Source organism: Bacillus sp. PS108, from assembly GCF_037963335.1.
GTDB classification, from domain to species: Bacteria; Bacillota; Bacilli; order Bacillales; family Bacillaceae; genus Bacillus; species Bacillus subtilis.
Genome location: NZ_CP150155.1, coordinates 1,655,582 through 1,672,195 on the forward strand (window position 1 = coordinate 1,655,582; position 16,614 = coordinate 1,672,195).

A 16,614-nucleotide genomic window follows, 5' to 3' on the forward strand; every position below is an offset into this window, starting at 1 on the left:
CGTTCATGATAAAGAATGAAATGTTGAAAGCCAAATAAAGACAGCTGCAAAAATAAAATTGAAATATCTTGAAAAGAGAGAGAACACCTCTTGAGGGGGATGAAAATGTCTGATTATCTAGTCATCGTGGAATCGCCCGCTAAGGCGAAAACGATTGAACGTTACTTAGGTAAAAAATATAAAGTAAAAGCATCAATGGGACATGTCCGGGATCTTCCAAAAAGTCAAATGGGAGTTGACATAGAACAGAATTTTGAACCGAAATATATTACCATTCGAGGTAAAGGCCCGGTATTAAAAGAGCTGAAAACGGCTGCGAAAAAAGCCAAAAAAGTGTATCTCGCAGCCGACCCCGACAGAGAAGGGGAAGCGATTGCATGGCATTTGGCACACAGTCTTGATTTAGATCTCAACTCAGACTGCCGTGTGGTGTTTAACGAAATTACAAAAGACGCTATTAAGGAATCGTTTAAGCATCCACGCATGATCAATATGGATTTAGTGGATGCACAGCAAGCGAGACGTATTTTAGACAGGCTTGTCGGATATAAAATCAGTCCAATCTTATGGAAAAAAGTCAAAAAAGGGCTTAGCGCAGGACGCGTGCAATCCGTTGCCCTCCGTTTGATTATTGACCGTGAAAAAGAGATTAACGACTTTAAGCCTGAGGAATATTGGACAATTGACGGTACGTTCTTAAAAGGTCAAGAAACCTTTGAAGCGAGCTTTTTCGGGAAAAACGGCAAAAAACTTCCTTTAAATAGTGAAGCTGATGTAAAAGAGATTCTTTCTCAGCTCAAAGGGAATCAATATACAGTTGAAAAAGTAACCAAAAAGGAACGCAAACGTAATCCCGCTTTGCCTTTTACCACTTCTACCCTGCAGCAGGAAGCGGCTCGCAAGCTCAATTTCAGAGCGAAGAAAACGATGATGATTGCACAGCAATTATATGAAGGAATTGATTTAGGAAGAGAAGGAACGGTTGGTCTGATCACGTATATGAGAACGGATTCAACCCGTATTTCAAATACGGCTGTTGATGAAGCAGCTGCATTTATTGATCAGACATATGGAAAAGAGTTCCTAGGCGGAAAACGGAAGCCTGCGAAAAAGAATGAAAATGCCCAGGATGCCCACGAAGCAATTCGGCCGACATCAGTTCTTAGAAAACCAAGTGAATTAAAAGCAGTCCTCGGCAGAGACCAAATGAGACTGTATAAATTAATTTGGGAGCGTTTTGTTGCCAGCCAAATGGCACCGGCTGTTCTCGATACAATGAGTGTCGACCTGACAAACAACGGTTTGACATTTCGTGCAAATGGAAGTAAAGTCAAGTTTTCCGGGTTTATGAAGGTGTATGTTGAAGGAAAAGACGATCAAATGGAAGAAAAAGACCGGATGCTGCCTGACTTACAAGAAGGCGACACAGTATTATCAAAAGATATAGAACCTGAGCAGCATTTTACCCAGCCGCCTCCGCGATATACTGAGGCCCGGCTTGTTAAAACCCTTGAAGAACGCGGTATCGGCCGTCCATCCACATATGCTCCGACACTTGATACTATTCAGCGGCGCGGCTACGTGGCATTGGATAATAAACGTTTCGTTCCGACTGAATTAGGTCAGATCGTTCTTGACTTGATCATGGAGTTTTTCCCTGAGATCATTAACGTTGAGTTTACAGCTAAAATGGAGAGAGATCTTGATCATGTTGAAGAAGGAAATACCGAATGGGTCAAGATTATCGATAATTTCTACACCGATTTTGAAAAACGCGTCAAAAAAGCCGAATCGGAAATGAAGGAAGTTGAGATTGAACCAGAGTATGCTGGAGAGGATTGTGAATTGTGCAGTTCTCCAATGGTATATAAAATGGGACGGTACGGTAAATTCTTAGCTTGCTCCAACTTCCCTGACTGCCGGAACACGAAACCGATTGTGAAACAAATCGGTGTGAAGTGCCCGAGTTGCGGAGAAGGAAACATTGTTGAGCGAAAATCGAAAAAGAAACGGGTGTTTTACGGCTGTGACCGTTATCCGGACTGTGAATTCGTATCATGGGACAAACCAATTGAACGAAAATGCCCGAAATGCGGAAAAATGCTCGTCGAGAAAAAACTCAAAAAAGGTATACAAGTCCAATGCGTGGAATGCGATTATAAGGAAGAACCACAGAAGTAGCGGTGAGCAGGGTCTTGCTCACCTTCTTTGTGTGTTAAAAGAAGGCCTTGAATAATAAACTAGGAGATGTGAAAGATGAACCAACAAACAGTGAATGTAATCGGAGCCGGACTCGCAGGAAGTGAAGCAGCATGGCAGCTTGCCAAACGTGGGATTCAAGTCAAATTGTATGAAATGCGGCCAGTTAAACAAACGCCTGCGCATCATACAGATAAATTTGCTGAGCTTGTCTGCAGCAACTCTCTTCGCTCTAATACACTTGCTAACGCTGTCGGTGTATTAAAGGAAGAAATGCGTGCGCTTGATTCAGCCATTATCGCTGCGGCTGACGAATGTTCGGTGCCTGCCGGGGGCGCTCTTGCAGTAGACCGTCATGAATTTGCCGCAAGTGTGACAAATCGGGTGAAAAATCATCCAAACGTAACCGTTATTAATGAAGAAGTGACTGAAATTCCTGAAGGCCCTACTATCATCGCAACGGGTCCGTTAACATCTGAATCGCTGTCTGCCCAGCTGAAGGAGCTGACTGGAGAGGACTATTTATATTTTTATGACGCAGCGGCGCCAATTGTAGAAAAAGACAGCCTTGATATGGATAAAGTGTACCTAAAATCCCGTTATGATAAAGGTGAAGCAGCATATTTGAACTGCCCGATGACAGAAGAAGAGTTTGACCGTTTTCATGAAGCATTAACATCAGCAGAAACAGTGCCGTTAAAAGAATTTGAAAAAGAGATTTTCTTTGAAGGCTGCATGCCGATTGAAGTTATGGCAAAACGGGGTAAGAAAACAATGCTTTTCGGTCCGATGAAACCGGTTGGTCTAGAGCATCCTGTTACAGGAAAACGCCCTTATGCCGTCGTTCAGCTCAGACAGGATGATGCTGCGGGAACACTTTATAATATTGTAGGATTCCAGACTCATTTAAAATGGGGAGACCAAAAGGAAGTTCTCAAGTTGATTCCAGGACTTGAAAATGTAGAAATCGTCAGATATGGCGTGATGCACAGAAACACATTTATTAACTCTCCAAGCCTGTTAAAGCCGACTTATCAATTTAAAAACCGCAGTGATCTGTTCTTTGCAGGCCAAATGACGGGAGTAGAAGGATATGTGGAATCAGCTGCCTCAGGACTTGTAGCAGGCATTAATGCGGCGAAGCTTGTATTGGGAGAAGAGCTTGTGATCTTCCCTCAGGAAACAGCAATTGGCAGTATGGCACATTATATTACAACAACAAACCAGAAGAACTTCCAGCCGATGAATGCAAACTTTGGGCTTTTGAAAGAATTGCCAGTTAAAATTAAAAATAAAAAAGAACGAAATGAACAATACGCGAACCGTGCGATTGAAACAATTCAAACAATTTCGAAAACAATATAGGTATTGATTGCAACCTGAGCGCGATTTGTGATACCATTTAAAAGCCCTTCCTGGGGAGGTATTAGGCATGGAGAATGTTAAGAATTTCGTAAAGTTATTCGTTGAATATTTACAAATTGAAAAAAATTATTCACAATATACTATTGTGAATTATGTGGATTCAATTGAAGAATTCGAGACTTTCCTGCGCGTTCAAGGTATAAATGGATTTGAAGAAGCTGCATATCAAGATACTAGGATTTTTTTGACAGAAGCCTATGAAAAAGGTTTATCGAGAAGAACAATAAGCAAAAAGATATCTGCATTAAGAAGCTTTTATAAGTTTCTGATGCGGGAAAAGCTTATTGAAGAAAATCCGTTTCAGCTTGTTCATCTGCCAAAACAGGAGAAACGGATACCGAAGTTTCTATATCAAAAAGAGCTTGAGGAGCTGTTTGAAGTTTCAGATATAAGCCAGCCGGCCGGAATGAGGGATCAAGCGCTGTTAGAGCTGCTCTATGCCACCGGAATGAGGGTCAGTGAATGCTGTTCCATAACTATTAACGACGTTGATTTATTTATGGACACTGTGCTTGTTCACGGTAAAGGCAAGAAGCAGCGCTATATCCCCTTTGGGTCTTATGCCCGCGAAGCGTTGAAGGTATACATGAATAGCGGAAGACAGTGCTTGCTGATGAAGGCAAAAGAACCTCATGATCTATTATTCGTAAATCAAAGAGGCGGACCGCTTACAGCCCGTGGCATCAGACATATTTTAAGCGGGCTTGTTCAAAAAGCGTCAAGCACTTTACATATCCATCCGCATATGCTTCGACATACGTTCGCCACGCATCTGTTAAATGAAGGAGCGGATTTGAGAAGCGTTCAAGAACTGCTCGGGCATTCCAATCTGTCTTCTACACAGATATACACGCACGTTTCGAAGGAAATGTTGAGAAACACATATATGTCTCACCATCCAAGAGCATTTAAGAAAAATTAAAGGAGGCCCTTTATGTCATCTTTTCATGCGACCACAATATTTGCCGTACAGCATAAAGGACGAAGCGCTATGTCCGGAGACGGCCAAGTAACATTTGGTCAGGCTGTTGTCATGAAACACACGGCACGGAAAGTGAGAAAACTGTTTAACGGCAAAGTTCTTGCTGGCTTTGCGGGATCTGTTGCAGACGCTTTCACTTTATTCGAAAAGTTTGAAGCTAAGCTTGAAGAATATAACGGCAACTTAAAACGGGCGGCTGTTGAGCTTGCGAAGGAATGGCGCAGTGATAAAGTGCTAAGAAAGCTCGAAGCCATGCTGATTGTTATGAATCAGGATACTTTGCTTCTCGTATCGGGAACAGGCGAGGTGATCGAACCAGATGACGGCATTCTCGCGATTGGATCAGGAGGCAATTACGCTTTGGCAGCGGGAAGAGCACTGAAAAAGCATGCCGGTGAAGGCATGTCTGCAAGTGAGATTGCCAGAGCCGCGTTAGAAACAGCAGGCGAAATTTGTGTTTACACGAACGATCAAATCATACTGGAAGAGCTTGAATAGAAAGGACTTGAGGCGCATGGAAAAAAAACCGTTAACTCCTAGACAGATTGTAGATCGGTTAGACCAATATATTGTCGGTCAGCAAAATGCGAAAAAAGCTGTCGCCGTGGCATTAAGAAACCGCTATAGAAGAAGTCTTCTGGATGAAAAGCTGAAGGACGAGGTCGTTCCGAAAAACATTTTAATGATGGGGCCTACCGGCGTCGGGAAAACTGAAATAGCCAGACGAATCGCTAAGCTTTCAGGTGCGCCATTTATCAAAATTGAAGCTACTAAATTTACCGAAGTCGGCTATGTAGGCAGAGATGTTGAATCAATGGTCAGAGATCTTGTGGAGACTTCTGTTCGGCTTATAAAAGAAGAGAAAATGAATGAAGTAAAGGAACAGGCAGAAGAAAATGCAAACAAACGCATTGTTCGTCTGTTAGTTCCTGGGAAGAAAAAACAATCTGGCGTTAAAAATCCGTTTGAAATGTTTTTTGGAGGCAGCCAGCCGAATGGTGAAGATGAGGCGGAGAGCCAGGAAGAAGCAAACATCGAAGAAAAAAGAAAACGAATGGCGCATCAGCTGGCTTTAGGAGAGCTCGAAGACTACTATGTAACAGTAGAAGTCGAAGAGCAGCAGCCTTCTATGTTTGACATGCTGCAGGGCTCGGGTATGGAGCAGATGGGTATGAACATGCAGGATGCGCTGAGCGGATTAATGCCAAAGAAAAAGAAGCGGCGCAAAATGACAGTCAGAGAAGCCAGAAAAGTCCTGACGAATGAAGAAGCAAGCAAACTCATCGATATGGATGAAGTCGGCCAGGAAGCTGTTCAGAGAGCAGAAGAGAGCGGGATTATCTTTATCGATGAGATTGATAAAATCGCAAAGAACGGCGGTGCATCTTCTTCTGCCGATGTTTCAAGAGAAGGCGTTCAGCGGGATATCCTTCCGATTGTTGAAGGTTCTACCGTTGTCACAAAATATGGTTCTGTAAAAACAGACCATGTATTATTTATTGCAGCAGGAGCGTTTCATATGGCCAAACCGTCTGATTTGATTCCTGAGCTGCAGGGGCGTTTCCCGATTCGTGTAGAACTGAACAAACTCACGGTAGACGACTTCGTGAGAATTTTGGTTGAGCCGGATAATGCGCTGCTGAAACAATATCAGGCATTATTGCAGACAGAAGGTATATCTCTTGAATTTTCTGACGAAGCTATTCATAAGATTGCTGAAGTTGCTTATCATGTGAATCAGGACACAGATAATATCGGTGCGAGACGCCTTCATACAATACTTGAACGCCTATTAGAAGATTTGTCGTTTGAAGCTCCAGATGTAACGATGGAGAAAATAACGATTACACCACAGTATGTCGAAGAAAAGCTCGGAACGATAGCCAAAAACAAAGATTTAAGTCAATTTATATTGTGAAAAATTTAATATGAGGAATGTTTAGGAGGATTATTTATCATGGCTTTATTACAAAAAACAAGAATTATTAACTCCATGCTGCAAGCTGCGGCAGGGAAACCGGTAAACTTCAAGGAAATGGCGGAGACGCTACGGGATGTAATTGATTCCAATATTTTCGTTGTAAGCCGCAGAGGGAAACTCCTTGGGTATTCTATTAACCAGCAAATTGAAAATGATCGTATGAAAAAAATGCTTGAGGATCGTCAATTCCCTGAAGAATATACGAAAAATCTGTTTAATGTCCCTGAAACATCTTCTAACTTGGATATTAATAGTGAATATACTGCTTTCCCTGTTGAGAACAGAGACCTGTTTCAAGCTGGTTTAACAACAATTGTGCCGATCATCGGAGGCGGGGAAAGATTAGGAACACTTATTCTTTCACGTTTACAAGATCAATTCAATGACGATGACTTAATTCTAGCTGAATACGGCGCAACAGTTGTCGGAATGGAAATCCTAAGAGAAAAAGCAGAAGAAATTGAAGAGGAAGCAAGAAGCAAAGCTGTCGTACAAATGGCTATCAGCTCGCTTTCTTACAGTGAGCTTGAAGCAATTGAGCACATTTTTGAGGAGCTTGACGGAAACGAAGGTCTTCTTGTTGCAAGTAAAATTGCTGACCGTGTAGGCATTACCCGTTCTGTTATTGTGAACGCACTCAGAAAGCTGGAGAGCGCCGGTGTTATCGAGTCTAGATCATTAGGAATGAAAGGTACTTATATCAAGGTACTAAACAACAAATTCCTAATTGAATTAGAAAATCTAAAATCTCATTAATCACAAAAAGAACCCTTTTTGAGGGTTCTTTTTTTATTTCAAATAAAGGAAATCAATAAGCTTTATTTCCTGGGTTGAAAGTCTTTCTATGTAATACTTTTAATAAATTTTGCATTTTTCTTCAAAAAGTTTCAAAAATGCCGAAAAGAAAGGAGAAAAAACAGAAATTCTGTTATTTTCAGGCTTATATCAAGGCGAGAAATGTAGTTCTAACAATCTAGGACTTTACACCTAGTTGCAAAATAGATAATTGTGAGGACATTTTTTTACACGAACTTCATAGACTTTATGCCTGTTATTTCTTACAATAAGCATATAGTTTTACAATTCTCGACAAGGATATTGAGGGTGAAAAAAACTGAAATGGAGGTAAGTGGATTTGAGCTTATTTTCTGGAACGATACAAAATCTTGAAAATGCCTTGAGCAGAGCGGATATTAAGCAAAAAGTCATAACTAATAATATCGCCAATATAGATACACCGAACTATAAGGCAAAAAAAGTCTCTTTCCAAAATTTATTAGATCAAGAATCCTCGCGTCTTGAAGCGATAAAAACAGACTATCGTCATGTTGATTTTTCTGATACTGATTCGAATTATTCAATTGTTGCGAGCGGAGATACATCGTATCAGCAAAACGGAAACAATGTTGATGTTGACAAAGAGATGACAGAATTGGCGCAAAATCAAATCAACTATCAAGCTTTGGTTGAAAGAATGAACGGTAAATTTAATTCGCTGAAGACCGTATTAACAGGAGGAAAATGATGACAGCTTTTCATAGCTTAAATGTTTCAGCATCGGCTTTAACAGCTCAGCGAGTCAGAATGGACGTTGTATCATCTAACTTAGCAAATATGGATACGACAAGAGCTAAGCAGGTGAATGGAGAGTGGGTGCCTTACAGAAGAAAAATGGTCTCCCTTCAGTCAAAAGGTGAATCGTTCTCTTCCATTCTCAATTCTCAAATGAGCGGAAGCGGGAATGCTGGAAACGGTGTGAAGGTTTCAAAAATTACGGAGGATGATTCGGATTTTAATCTTGTCTATGATCCGACAGACCCTGATGCAAACGCTGAAGGATATGTACAAAAGCCTAATGTTGATCCATTAAAGGAAATGGTTGATCTTGTCAGCAGCACTAGATCATACGAGGCGAATGTCACGGCGATGAATGCCACAAAGGGAATGCTGATGAAGGCGTTAGAAATCGGAAAGTAGGTGAATGAATGTGATTAATGCAATTTCTCCTTTTCAGGTTCAAAATACTCAAAACACTCAAAATGCAACAAATCAAGTAAACAATAGCCAAAAAACAGATTCTTCAAATCAAACAAGCTTTTCGGAGCTTTTAAAAAACTCTATTAGTTCGTTAAATGAGTCCCAAGTAGCTTCTGACAACATGACTAATGCTTTGGCTGCAGGAAAAGATGTAAATCTTGATGAGGTCATGATCGCTGCTCAAAAAGCTAGCATCTCTCTAACTGCAGCAACAGAGTTCCGCAATAAAGCTGTGGAAGCTTATCAGGAGATTATGAGAATGCAAATGTAGGGGGTCTGACGATTTAGAGAAAGAGTGGAATGACCGGGGGTTAACATGAATCGTACTCTAATGCAAATGAAAAACAAAACGAGTGAGTTTTGGAAAAATAGATCTAAATTACAAAAGATTTTAATGGTTAGTGCTTTAGCGGCAATTATTATTATTGGAATTATTATTAGTGTTTTTGCTTCAAATTCTAAAATGGCGCCGCTGTACAAAGATTTGTCTGCCGAAGAAGCAGGACAAATCAAAGAAGAATTGGATGCAAAAAAAGTGCCAAACGAACTTTCGAATGGCGGTACAGTGATTAGTGTTCCGGAGGATCAGGTTGATTCTTTGAAAGTGCAGATGGCTGCAGAAGGACTTCCTAAAACGGGATCAATTGATTATTCGTTTTTTGGACAGAATGCCGGCTTTGGTTTGACAGACAATGAGTTTGATATGGTGAAAGTGAAAGCTACACAGACAGAACTGTCAAACTTGATCAATGAAATGGACGGTATTAAAAATTCAAAAGTAATGATTAATCTCCCGAAAGACGCTGTGTTTGTCGGTGAGGAGCAATCTGCAGCATCTGCATCAATCGTTTTGCAGATTCAACCGGGTTATACACTTGATCAAAGCCAGATCAACGGATTATATCATCTGGTATCTAAAAGCGTGCCGAACCTAAAAGAAGATAACATCGTCATCATGGATCAAAATTCTACATACTACGACAAATCAGACAGTGATGCAGGGTCCTACGCGGATAGTTATTCTTCTCAGCAAGGAATTAAGTCTCAAGTTGAAAAAGACATTCAAAAACATGTACAGTCACTTCTTGGTACGATGATGGGCCAAGATAAAGTCGTTGTCTCCGTTACAGCAGACATTGATTTCACAAAAGAAAATCGGACAGAAGACATTGTCGAACCTGTGGATAAAGAAAACATGGAAGGCATTGCAGTCAGCGCTGAAAAGGTATCTGAAACATATCAGGGCGACGGTGCAGCCAACGGCGGAACTGCCGGAACCGGCGAGGAAGATGTAACAAATTATAAGGCTGACGGTGAAAATACCGAAAGCGGAAACTACGAAAAAAACAGCAACAAAATCAATTACGAGGTTAACCGAATTCATAAAGAAATCGCTGAAAGTCCTTATAAGGTCAGAGATTTAGGGATTCAAGTAATGGTAGAGCCGCCTGATGCCAAAAACACAGCGTCGCTATCAACTGAAAGACAGGATGATATACAAAAAATCCTTTCAACTGTAGTCAGAACATCTTTGGATAAAGATGAAACGCAAAATCAGAATTTATCTGATGCTGATATCAATAATAAGATTGTTGTTTCCGTTCAGCCATTCGACGGAAAAGTCAATTTGGATACAAATACGGAAAAATCCTCTGGTATCCCGCTGTGGGCATATATTGTAGGCGGTGTTTTAATCGCAGCGATTATTGTTCTGATCATTATGCTTATCAGAAAGAAACGGGCGCAAGAGGATGAATTTGAGGAATATGAGTATGAGGTTCCTCAAGAACCTATCAATTTGCCTGATATCAACGAAGAGGAAAATGAAACAGCGGAATCAGTCAGACGAAAACAGCTTGAAAAGATGGCGAAAGACAAGCCGGAAGATTTTGCAAAACTGCTGAGAAGCTGGCTGGCCGAGGATTAGGAGGAATTAGAAATGGCGAGACGTGATCAAGATAAGCTTACAGGAAAACAAAAAGCAGCCATTCTCATGATTTCCTTGGGGTTAGATGTGTCAGCTTCTGTCTATAAGCACTTAACCGATGAAGAAATTGAAAGGCTTACTCTGGAAATATCAGGTGTTCGAAGCGTCGATCATCAAAAAAAGGATGAAATCATAGAAGAATTTCATAATATAGCCATTGCACAAGATTATATTTCTCAAGGCGGTTTAAGCTATGCAAGACAAGTTCTGGAAAAGGCGCTTGGAGAGGATAAGGCAGAGAACATTCTAAACAGGCTGACTTCTTCTTTGCAGGTTAAACCATTTGATTTTGCCAGAAAAGCGGAGCCTGAACAAATTTTGAATTTTATCCAGCAAGAGCATCCGCAGACGATGGCGTTAATCTTGTCTTATTTAGATCCAGTGCAGGCCGGGCAGATTTTATCCGAGCTGAATCCGGAAGTACAGGCTGAGGTTGCGAGAAGAATCGCGGTTATGGATAGAACATCTCCAGAAATAATTAATGAGGTAGAACGGATTCTGGAACAAAAATTATCTTCTGCATTTACTCAGGATTATACACAAACAGGCGGAATTGAAGCTGTTGTGGAAGTGTTAAACGGGGTAGACAGAGGGACAGAGAAGACGATCTTGGATTCATTGGAAATTCAGGATCCCGATCTTGCTGAAGAAATTAAAAAGCGGATGTTTGTCTTCGAAGATATTGTCACACTTGATAACCGTGCCATTCAGAGAGTCATTCGCGATGTTGAGAACGACGATTTGCTCCTTTCATTAAAGGTTGCAAGCGAGGAAGTCAAAGAAATTGTATTCAACAATATGTCACAGCGTATGGTTGAAACCTTCAAAGAAGAAATGGAATTTATGGGCCCTGTACGCTTGAAAGATGTAGAAGAAGCTCAATCGAGAATTGTAAGTATCGTCAGAAAGCTTGAAGAAGCCGGTGAAATTGTAATAGCAAGAGGCGGAGGGGATGATATTATTGTCTAATATCATTAAACAAGAATCATCTATTTCTCCACAAAAGGAAAAAAGAAAACTTTCTATACAAGAGGTGCGTATTGATCATTCTCACCTTTTGCAGGCTGAAGAGAACCCGGAGGCGCTTATGGCCCGAGTGAAAGAGGAAGCTGATCGGATTTCTGAGCAGGCAAACAGTCATATAGAAAATATTCGCCGTCAAATTGAACAGGAGAAAAACGATTGGGCGGCTGAAAAACAGAAGCTTATTGAAGAAGCAAAAGCCGAGGGCTTTGAACAAGGAGTAGCGCTGGGCAAAGCTGAGGCAATGAAACAGTATGCAGAACTGATCGGCCAAGCAAACAGTATAACTGAAATGTCCAGAAAAGCTGTTGAGGACAAGCTTGAAGACGCTAATGAAGAAATCGTTGAGCTTGCCGTTGCCCTAGCAAAAAAAGTTTGGCAGCAAAAGTCTGATGATAAAGAGGCTTTCCTCCTGCTTGTACAACAGGTTATAAACGAAGTGAAGGAATATGACGATATATCAATTTATGTTGATCCATATTACTATGAGACAATCTTTCAGCAAAAAGATGAAATCCAGCAGCTTCTTTATAAAGAATGTCGGCTTGGCATATATGCTGATGAAAAAGCTCAAAAAGGAACCTGTTATATTGAAACTCCTTTTGGCAGGGTAGATGCGAGTGTTGACACACAATTGATGCAATTGAAAGATAAACTTCTGACAGCGCTGGAAGCAGGTGCAGCTGAATGAAGACACAGAGTCTGATAGATTGTATAGAAATGACAGACTCGTATAAACGGTACGGAAAAGTCAAGCGGGTCATCGGCCTGATGATTGAATCAAAAGGGCCAGCAAGCTCAATTGGCGACGTGTGCCTGATTTATGCAAAAGGACAATCTGGGAAAGTCATTAAAGCTGAGGTAGTCGGCTTCCAGGAAGAAAATATTTTGCTTATGCCTTATTTAGAGGCTGCGAGCATTGCACCTGGCAGCATTGTAGAAGCTACTGGGGAATCACTTCGGGTTAAAGTTGGAACCGGACTGATCGGACAAGTCATCGATGCTTTTGGAGAACCGCTTGACGGAAAACTTCTGCCGAAAGGGCTTTCGCCTGTATCGACGGAGCAATCACCGCCCAACCCGATGAAACGGCCGCCTATCCGTGAAAAGATGGGTGTTGGAGTCAGATCAATTGACAGCTTGCTGACAGTCGGGAAAGGCCAGCGGATTGGAATTTTTGCAGGAAGCGGTGTCGGAAAAAGCACATTAATGGGGATGATCGCCAAGCAGACAGAGGCTGACTTAAACGTCATTGCACTTGTCGGAGAACGCGGACGAGAGGTTCGGGAGTTTATTGAAAAAGATCTGGGGAAAGAGGGGCTGAAACGATCGATTGTAGTCGTTGCCACCTCAGACCAGCCAGCATTAATGAGATTGAAAGCGGCATATACAGCGACTGCAATTGCCGAGTATTTCCGAGATAAAGGCCAAAATGTCATGTTTATGATGGATTCTGTTACAAGGGTGGCAATGGCGCAGCGAGAGATTGGACTGGCTGCAGGAGAGCCTCCGACAACAAAAGGTTATACACCTTCAGTGTTCGCTATTTTACCTCGTTTACTAGAACGAACAGGTGCAAACGAGCATGGAACCATTACGGCATTTTATACAGTGTTGGTAGATGGGGATGACATGAATGAGCCGATTGCCGATACTGTACGCGGAATTTTAGACGGACATATTGTGTTGGACAGGGCGCTTGCCAATAAAGGCCAGTTTCCTGCAGTTAACGTACTAAAAAGCATCAGCAGGGTGATGTCAAACATTTCAACAAAACAGCATCTGGATGCGGCAAATAAATTCCGTGAACTTTTATCGACATATCAAAATTCGGAAGATCTCATTAATATCGGAGCTTACAAAAGAGGATCATCCAGAGAAATTGATGAAGCGATACAATTTTATCCGCAGCTTATTCAATTTTTAAAGCAGGGAACAGACGAACCGGCTTTATTGGAAGAAAGCATTGCTGTATTAACTAGCTTGACAGGAAATGAGGAATAAACGTGGCTTATCAATTTAGATTCCAAAAGCTGCTGGAACTAAAAGAAAATGAAAAAGACCAATCCTTATCCGAGTATCAGCAATCAGTTTCTGAATTTGAAAACGTTGCTGAAAAATTATATGAGAATATGAGCAAAAAAGAATTGCTGGAACAAAATAAGGAAAAGAAATTAAAAAGCGGCATGAGTGTACAAGAAATGAGGCACTACCAACAATTTGTCTCAAATCTTGATAATACGATCTATCACTATCAAAAGCTTGTCATTATGAAAAGAAATCAAATGAATCAAAAACAAGAAATTTTGACAGAGAAAAACATTGAAGTGAAAAAGTTTGAAAAAATGCGTGAAAAACAGTTTAAAATGTTTGCTCTTGAAGATAAAGCTGCAGAAATGAAAGAAATGGACGATATTTCGATTAAGCAGTTTATGATTCAAGGCCATTAGGAGCGAATGTAATGTCCGGCAAAAAGAAAGAATCAGGTAAGTTCCGTTCGGTTTTGCTTATCATTATCCTCCCGCTGATGTTTCTATTAATCGCAGGGGGGATTGTTCTTTGGGCTGCTGGTATCGATGTCTTAAAGCCGATACAGGATGCTGCGGCAAAAACGCCGGTTCTTAAAGAATTGGTCCCTGAAACCGAAAATAAAAAAGGCGCAGCATCAAGTAAGGATAGCAGTAATACGGCAGCTCTGGAAAAGACCATTAAGGATCAAAAAAGTGAAATCAGTATATTGAATAAAGATTTAGAAACAAGTAAATCAGAAATCGATAGGCTCAATCAAAAGATCCGTTCACTTGAAAAGACGGCTGAGGATCAAAAAAAGTCATCAGAAGATCATACTGAAGGATCAGCAGGCTCGAAAGCTTCTTCTGAAAATGACAAAGTGATCAGTGTGTACAAAAGCATGGACAGCGGAAAGGCTGCTAAAATTATTGTCCAATTAAAGGAGCAAGAAGCACTGAAAATATTGAATGGCCTTAGCAAAAAGCAGCTTGCTGACATATTGGCGAAAATGACTCCTGAGCAAGCAGCAACCTATACAGAAAAAATTGCTGCCAGCCAAGAATAGGGGGAATGAAAGGTGAAGCTGCTTGAATTAGCCGGACCTTTGCTGCAAACCACAACGGGTTCTGCCGCTAAAAACATGAAAAGTAGCCAGGGAGTTTTTCAAAACTGGCTTATGTCTGAGGCTGGATTGAAGGAACTTTCAGAACAAGGAAAGGGAACTCCTAATTCTGAAGATCAGCTTTTAGCAGATGCGCTTAAAAAGATCGGTGAATGGCTAAATGCAAGTCCTGAAGATCAAGACAAACAAAATGCGGATCTTTTGCAAACATTAAGCAAACTGACAGGGAAGCAATTGGATGCGAATGCTCTGCAAATGTTGCAAAATCTTTTGCAAGCAGTTGAATCAAAAATGTCAGGCGGGACGGATCAATTGCTCACAGAAACGGAGAAAATCTTTTCAGAAGCTAAAACGGCTTTGAGTGCCAATGATTCTGCTTCTGACATTAATGGAGCACTGAAGTCTGATAAAGAGCAATCAAATCAGGAAAATGAAGTATCCGAGCCTGCTAAAGAGCTTATCTATATCCAGATGTTCATTAGCCAGCTCGTAGAAGGGAATAAGCTGACTGATCGCGGGAATGGCAATGAAGCTCATGCCATTTACCAAAATGGAGATCAATTCCTTTCTGCATTAGAAAAGAAGGGTGTATCTCAACAACTAATTCAGGATCTTAAACAGCAAATATTCACTAAAGCTGAGTCAAGTTCAAAACTTTACTCGATGACAGCGTCAGAGCTGAAAAGTTTTCAAAGCTTAATGGATCAAATGTCTATGCTTCCTCAAAAAGGGACCAAAGAATGGAGTTTAGCTGAAAGCCAGCTGAAAGCCTTCTTGTTATCGAAATCATCCGAATCATCACAAGACTTTGGGAAGCGTGTTCTCACACCGCTCTCGCAGAGTTCATCCAGCAAAAAAACATCGGATGTTTCTGGAAGTATTCAGCCTGTAGATAGTAAATCAGGACTCCAAATGCTGTTTTCGGGGTATCGGGGCATAGGAGGAGTTCAAACACTTGATCTGCAGCAGATGTCATCTGATATACCAAATGCCGAAACAAAAACGGTGGCTGATCAAGTGATTAATGCGTGGAAGCAGATGAAATATACGCCTTTCGGCAGATCGACGGGAAGTTTCACTATTCGGCTGAACCCTGAACATTTAGGATTTGTCACAATCAAGCTGACAAATGAAAATGGAATGTTTCAGAGTAAAATCATAGCATCTAGCCAATCAGCAAAAGAATTGCTTGAACAGCATCTTCCTCAGCTGAAGCAATCATTGCCGAATATGGCCGTCCAAATTGACCGTTTTACTCTTCCGGTCCAAAGCGGGGATCAGCCGATATACGGCCAGCTTGCTGATGAACAGAAACAGCAGCAAGAGGGGCAGAGACAGCAAAGACAGAAAAAGCAATCAAATGATTTTGGCGATCTGCTCGATGAAGTGTCGATGGTTGAAATGGAGGAAGAAGAATGACTTCTATAAGTTCAGAATATAAACTGCCTGAAAAAACGAACACTGTGTCGACGAACAACAGCAGCTTGGGGAAAGACGAGTTTTTAAAAATATTAATGACTCAAGTTCAAAACCAAGATCCGCTTAACCCGGTTGACGATAAAGAATTTATCAGCCAGATGGCGACTTTTTCAAGCTTGGAGCAAATGATGAATCTGAATACGACAATGACTCAATTCGTTGAAAACCAAGATCCGTTTACAACGTATGTTGATTGGATGGGAAAAGAAGTATCTTGGACTGATGGTAAAAGTGCAACAGATAAAACAGGCACAGTAAGCTCTGTTAAACATTTTAAAGGAAATTATTATCTCGTTCTTGATGATGGGACCGAGATCAGTCCTGCGAATGTCATGTCTGTGGGACAATCATCTAAATAAAAACATCTG

17 protein-coding genes are annotated in these 16,614 nt (G+C 41.1%); all 17 read left to right on the forward strand.

Going from position 1 to position 16,614, the window contains the following annotated elements; genetic code table 11:
* The first annotated feature begins 105 nt into the window (after nt 1-105).
* The 17 genes from topA to flgD all read left to right on the forward strand — a co-directional run bounded on the left by topA (nt 106) and on the right by flgD (nt 16,605).
* The gene (gene topA / locus NSQ16_RS08655; RefSeq protein ID WP_003245599.1) at nt 106-2,181 is read left to right on the forward strand and encodes a type I DNA topoisomerase; all 2,076 of its coding nucleotides are present in this window, start codon (nt 106-108) and stop codon (nt 2,179-2,181) included.
* Nucleotides 2,182-2,256: 75 nt separating this feature from the next.
* Nucleotides 2,257-3,564: an FADH(2)-oxidizing methylenetetrahydrofolate--tRNA-(uracil(54)-C(5))-methyltransferase TrmFO gene (gene trmFO, locus NSQ16_RS08660; RefSeq protein WP_003244725.1), complete on the forward strand. Its 1,308-nt coding sequence runs from the start codon at nt 2,257-2,259 to the stop codon at nt 3,562-3,564.
* Between the two features lie 67 nt (nt 3,565-3,631).
* A complete protein-coding gene (gene xerC / locus NSQ16_RS08665; RefSeq protein WP_003231988.1) occupies nt 3,632-4,546 on the forward strand; it encodes a tyrosine recombinase XerC in 915 nt (304 codons plus the stop codon).
* A gap of 12 nt (nt 4,547-4,558) precedes the next feature.
* Nucleotides 4,559-5,104, forward strand: a complete 546-nt coding sequence (gene clpQ, locus NSQ16_RS08670) for an ATP-dependent protease subunit ClpQ (protein ID WP_128992832.1) — start codon at nt 4,559-4,561, stop codon at nt 5,102-5,104.
* 7 nt (nt 5,105-5,111) lie between these two features.
* Nucleotides 5,112-6,524: an HslU--HslV peptidase ATPase subunit gene (gene hslU, locus NSQ16_RS08675; protein ID WP_256683486.1), complete on the forward strand. Its 1,413-nt coding sequence runs from the start codon at nt 5,112-5,114 to the stop codon at nt 6,522-6,524.
* Between the two features lie 39 nt (nt 6,525-6,563).
* The gene (gene codY / locus NSQ16_RS08680) at nt 6,564-7,343 is read left to right on the forward strand and encodes a GTP-sensing pleiotropic transcriptional regulator CodY (RefSeq protein WP_003220850.1); all 780 of its coding nucleotides are present in this window, start codon (nt 6,564-6,566) and stop codon (nt 7,341-7,343) included.
* Between the two features lie 379 nt (nt 7,344-7,722).
* Nucleotides 7,723-8,112, forward strand: coding sequence for a flagellar basal body rod protein FlgB (gene flgB, locus NSQ16_RS08685; RefSeq protein WP_003245656.1), 390 nt, complete (start codon nt 7,723-7,725; stop codon nt 8,110-8,112).
* Nucleotides 8,112-8,564 carry a flagellar basal body rod protein FlgC gene (gene flgC, locus NSQ16_RS08690; protein ID WP_003245521.1) on the forward strand — a complete coding sequence of 151 codons (453 nt, stop codon included), beginning with the start codon at nt 8,112-8,114 and terminating at the stop codon, nt 8,562-8,564. The genes flgB and flgC overlap by 1 nt, the downstream gene beginning before the upstream one ends.
* A gap of 10 nt (nt 8,565-8,574) precedes the next feature.
* Entirely contained in the window at nt 8,575-8,895 is a 321-nt protein-coding gene (gene fliE, locus NSQ16_RS08695) for a flagellar hook-basal body complex protein FliE (protein ID WP_003238544.1), read from the forward strand.
* Between the two features lie 45 nt (nt 8,896-8,940).
* Entirely contained in the window at nt 8,941-10,551 is a 1,611-nt protein-coding gene (gene fliF, locus NSQ16_RS08700; protein ID WP_087614551.1) for a flagellar basal-body MS-ring/collar protein FliF, read from the forward strand.
* A gap of 12 nt (nt 10,552-10,563) precedes the next feature.
* Nucleotides 10,564-11,580, forward strand: a complete 1,017-nt coding sequence (gene fliG / locus NSQ16_RS08705) for a flagellar motor switch protein FliG (RefSeq protein ID WP_003231981.1) — start codon at nt 10,564-10,566, stop codon at nt 11,578-11,580.
* Nucleotides 11,573-12,325, forward strand: a complete 753-nt coding sequence (gene fliH, locus NSQ16_RS08710; protein ID WP_003244804.1) for a flagellar assembly protein FliH — start codon at nt 11,573-11,575, stop codon at nt 12,323-12,325. The genes fliG and fliH overlap by 8 nt, the downstream gene beginning before the upstream one ends.
* Nucleotides 12,322-13,638 carry a flagellar protein export ATPase FliI gene (gene fliI, locus NSQ16_RS08715; RefSeq protein WP_014479783.1) on the forward strand — a complete coding sequence of 439 codons (1,317 nt, stop codon included), beginning with the start codon at nt 12,322-12,324 and terminating at the stop codon, nt 13,636-13,638. The genes fliH and fliI overlap by 4 nt, the downstream gene beginning before the upstream one ends.
* Before the next feature lie 2 nt (nt 13,639-13,640).
* Nucleotides 13,641-14,084, forward strand: coding sequence for a flagellar export protein FliJ (fliJ, locus tag NSQ16_RS08720; RefSeq protein ID WP_003231977.1), 444 nt, complete (start codon nt 13,641-13,643; stop codon nt 14,082-14,084).
* An 11-nt stretch (nt 14,085-14,095) separates the two neighbouring features.
* Nucleotides 14,096-14,710 (forward strand): MotE family protein, encoded by a 615-nt coding sequence (locus tag NSQ16_RS08725; RefSeq protein WP_327836798.1) that lies wholly within the window; start codon nt 14,096-14,098, stop codon nt 14,708-14,710.
* A 12-nt stretch (nt 14,711-14,722) separates the two neighbouring features.
* Nucleotides 14,723-16,186, forward strand: coding sequence for a flagellar hook-length control protein FliK (locus NSQ16_RS08730; RefSeq protein WP_230488504.1), 1,464 nt, complete (start codon nt 14,723-14,725; stop codon nt 16,184-16,186).
* Nucleotides 16,183-16,605, forward strand: a complete 423-nt coding sequence (gene flgD, locus NSQ16_RS08735; protein WP_014479786.1) for a flagellar hook assembly protein FlgD — start codon at nt 16,183-16,185, stop codon at nt 16,603-16,605. The genes NSQ16_RS08730 and flgD overlap by 4 nt, the downstream gene beginning before the upstream one ends.
* Nucleotides 16,606-16,614: the final 9 nt, after the last annotated feature.

Bases quoted from the DNA above. Each gene is read 5' to 3' on its own strand.
- NSQ16_RS08725 (WP_327836798.1), top strand. From the start codon at position 14,096: ATGTCCGGCAAAAAGAAAGAATCAGGTAAGTTCCGTTCGGTTTTGCTT.
- flgC (WP_003245521.1), top strand. From the start codon at position 8,112: ATGACAGCTTTTCATAGCTTAAATGTTTCAGCATCGGCTTTAACAGCT.
- xerC (WP_003231988.1), top strand. From the start codon at position 3,632: ATGGAGAATGTTAAGAATTTCGTAAAGTTATTCGTTGAATATTTACAA.
- fliF (WP_087614551.1), top strand. From the start codon at position 8,941: ATGAATCGTACTCTAATGCAAATGAAAAACAAAACGAGTGAGTTTTGG.
- codY (WP_003220850.1), top strand. From the start codon at position 6,564: ATGGCTTTATTACAAAAAACAAGAATTATTAACTCCATGCTGCAAGCT.
- trmFO (WP_003244725.1), top strand. From the start codon at position 2,257: ATGAACCAACAAACAGTGAATGTAATCGGAGCCGGACTCGCAGGAAGT.
- clpQ (WP_128992832.1), top strand. From the start codon at position 4,559: ATGTCATCTTTTCATGCGACCACAATATTTGCCGTACAGCATAAAGGA.
- fliI (WP_014479783.1), top strand. From the start codon at position 12,322: ATGAAGACACAGAGTCTGATAGATTGTATAGAAATGACAGACTCGTAT.
- flgD (WP_014479786.1), top strand. From the start codon at position 16,183: ATGACTTCTATAAGTTCAGAATATAAACTGCCTGAAAAAACGAACACT.
- fliG (WP_003231981.1), top strand. From the start codon at position 10,564: ATGGCGAGACGTGATCAAGATAAGCTTACAGGAAAACAAAAAGCAGCC.
- topA (WP_003245599.1), top strand. From the start codon at position 106: ATGTCTGATTATCTAGTCATCGTGGAATCGCCCGCTAAGGCGAAAACG.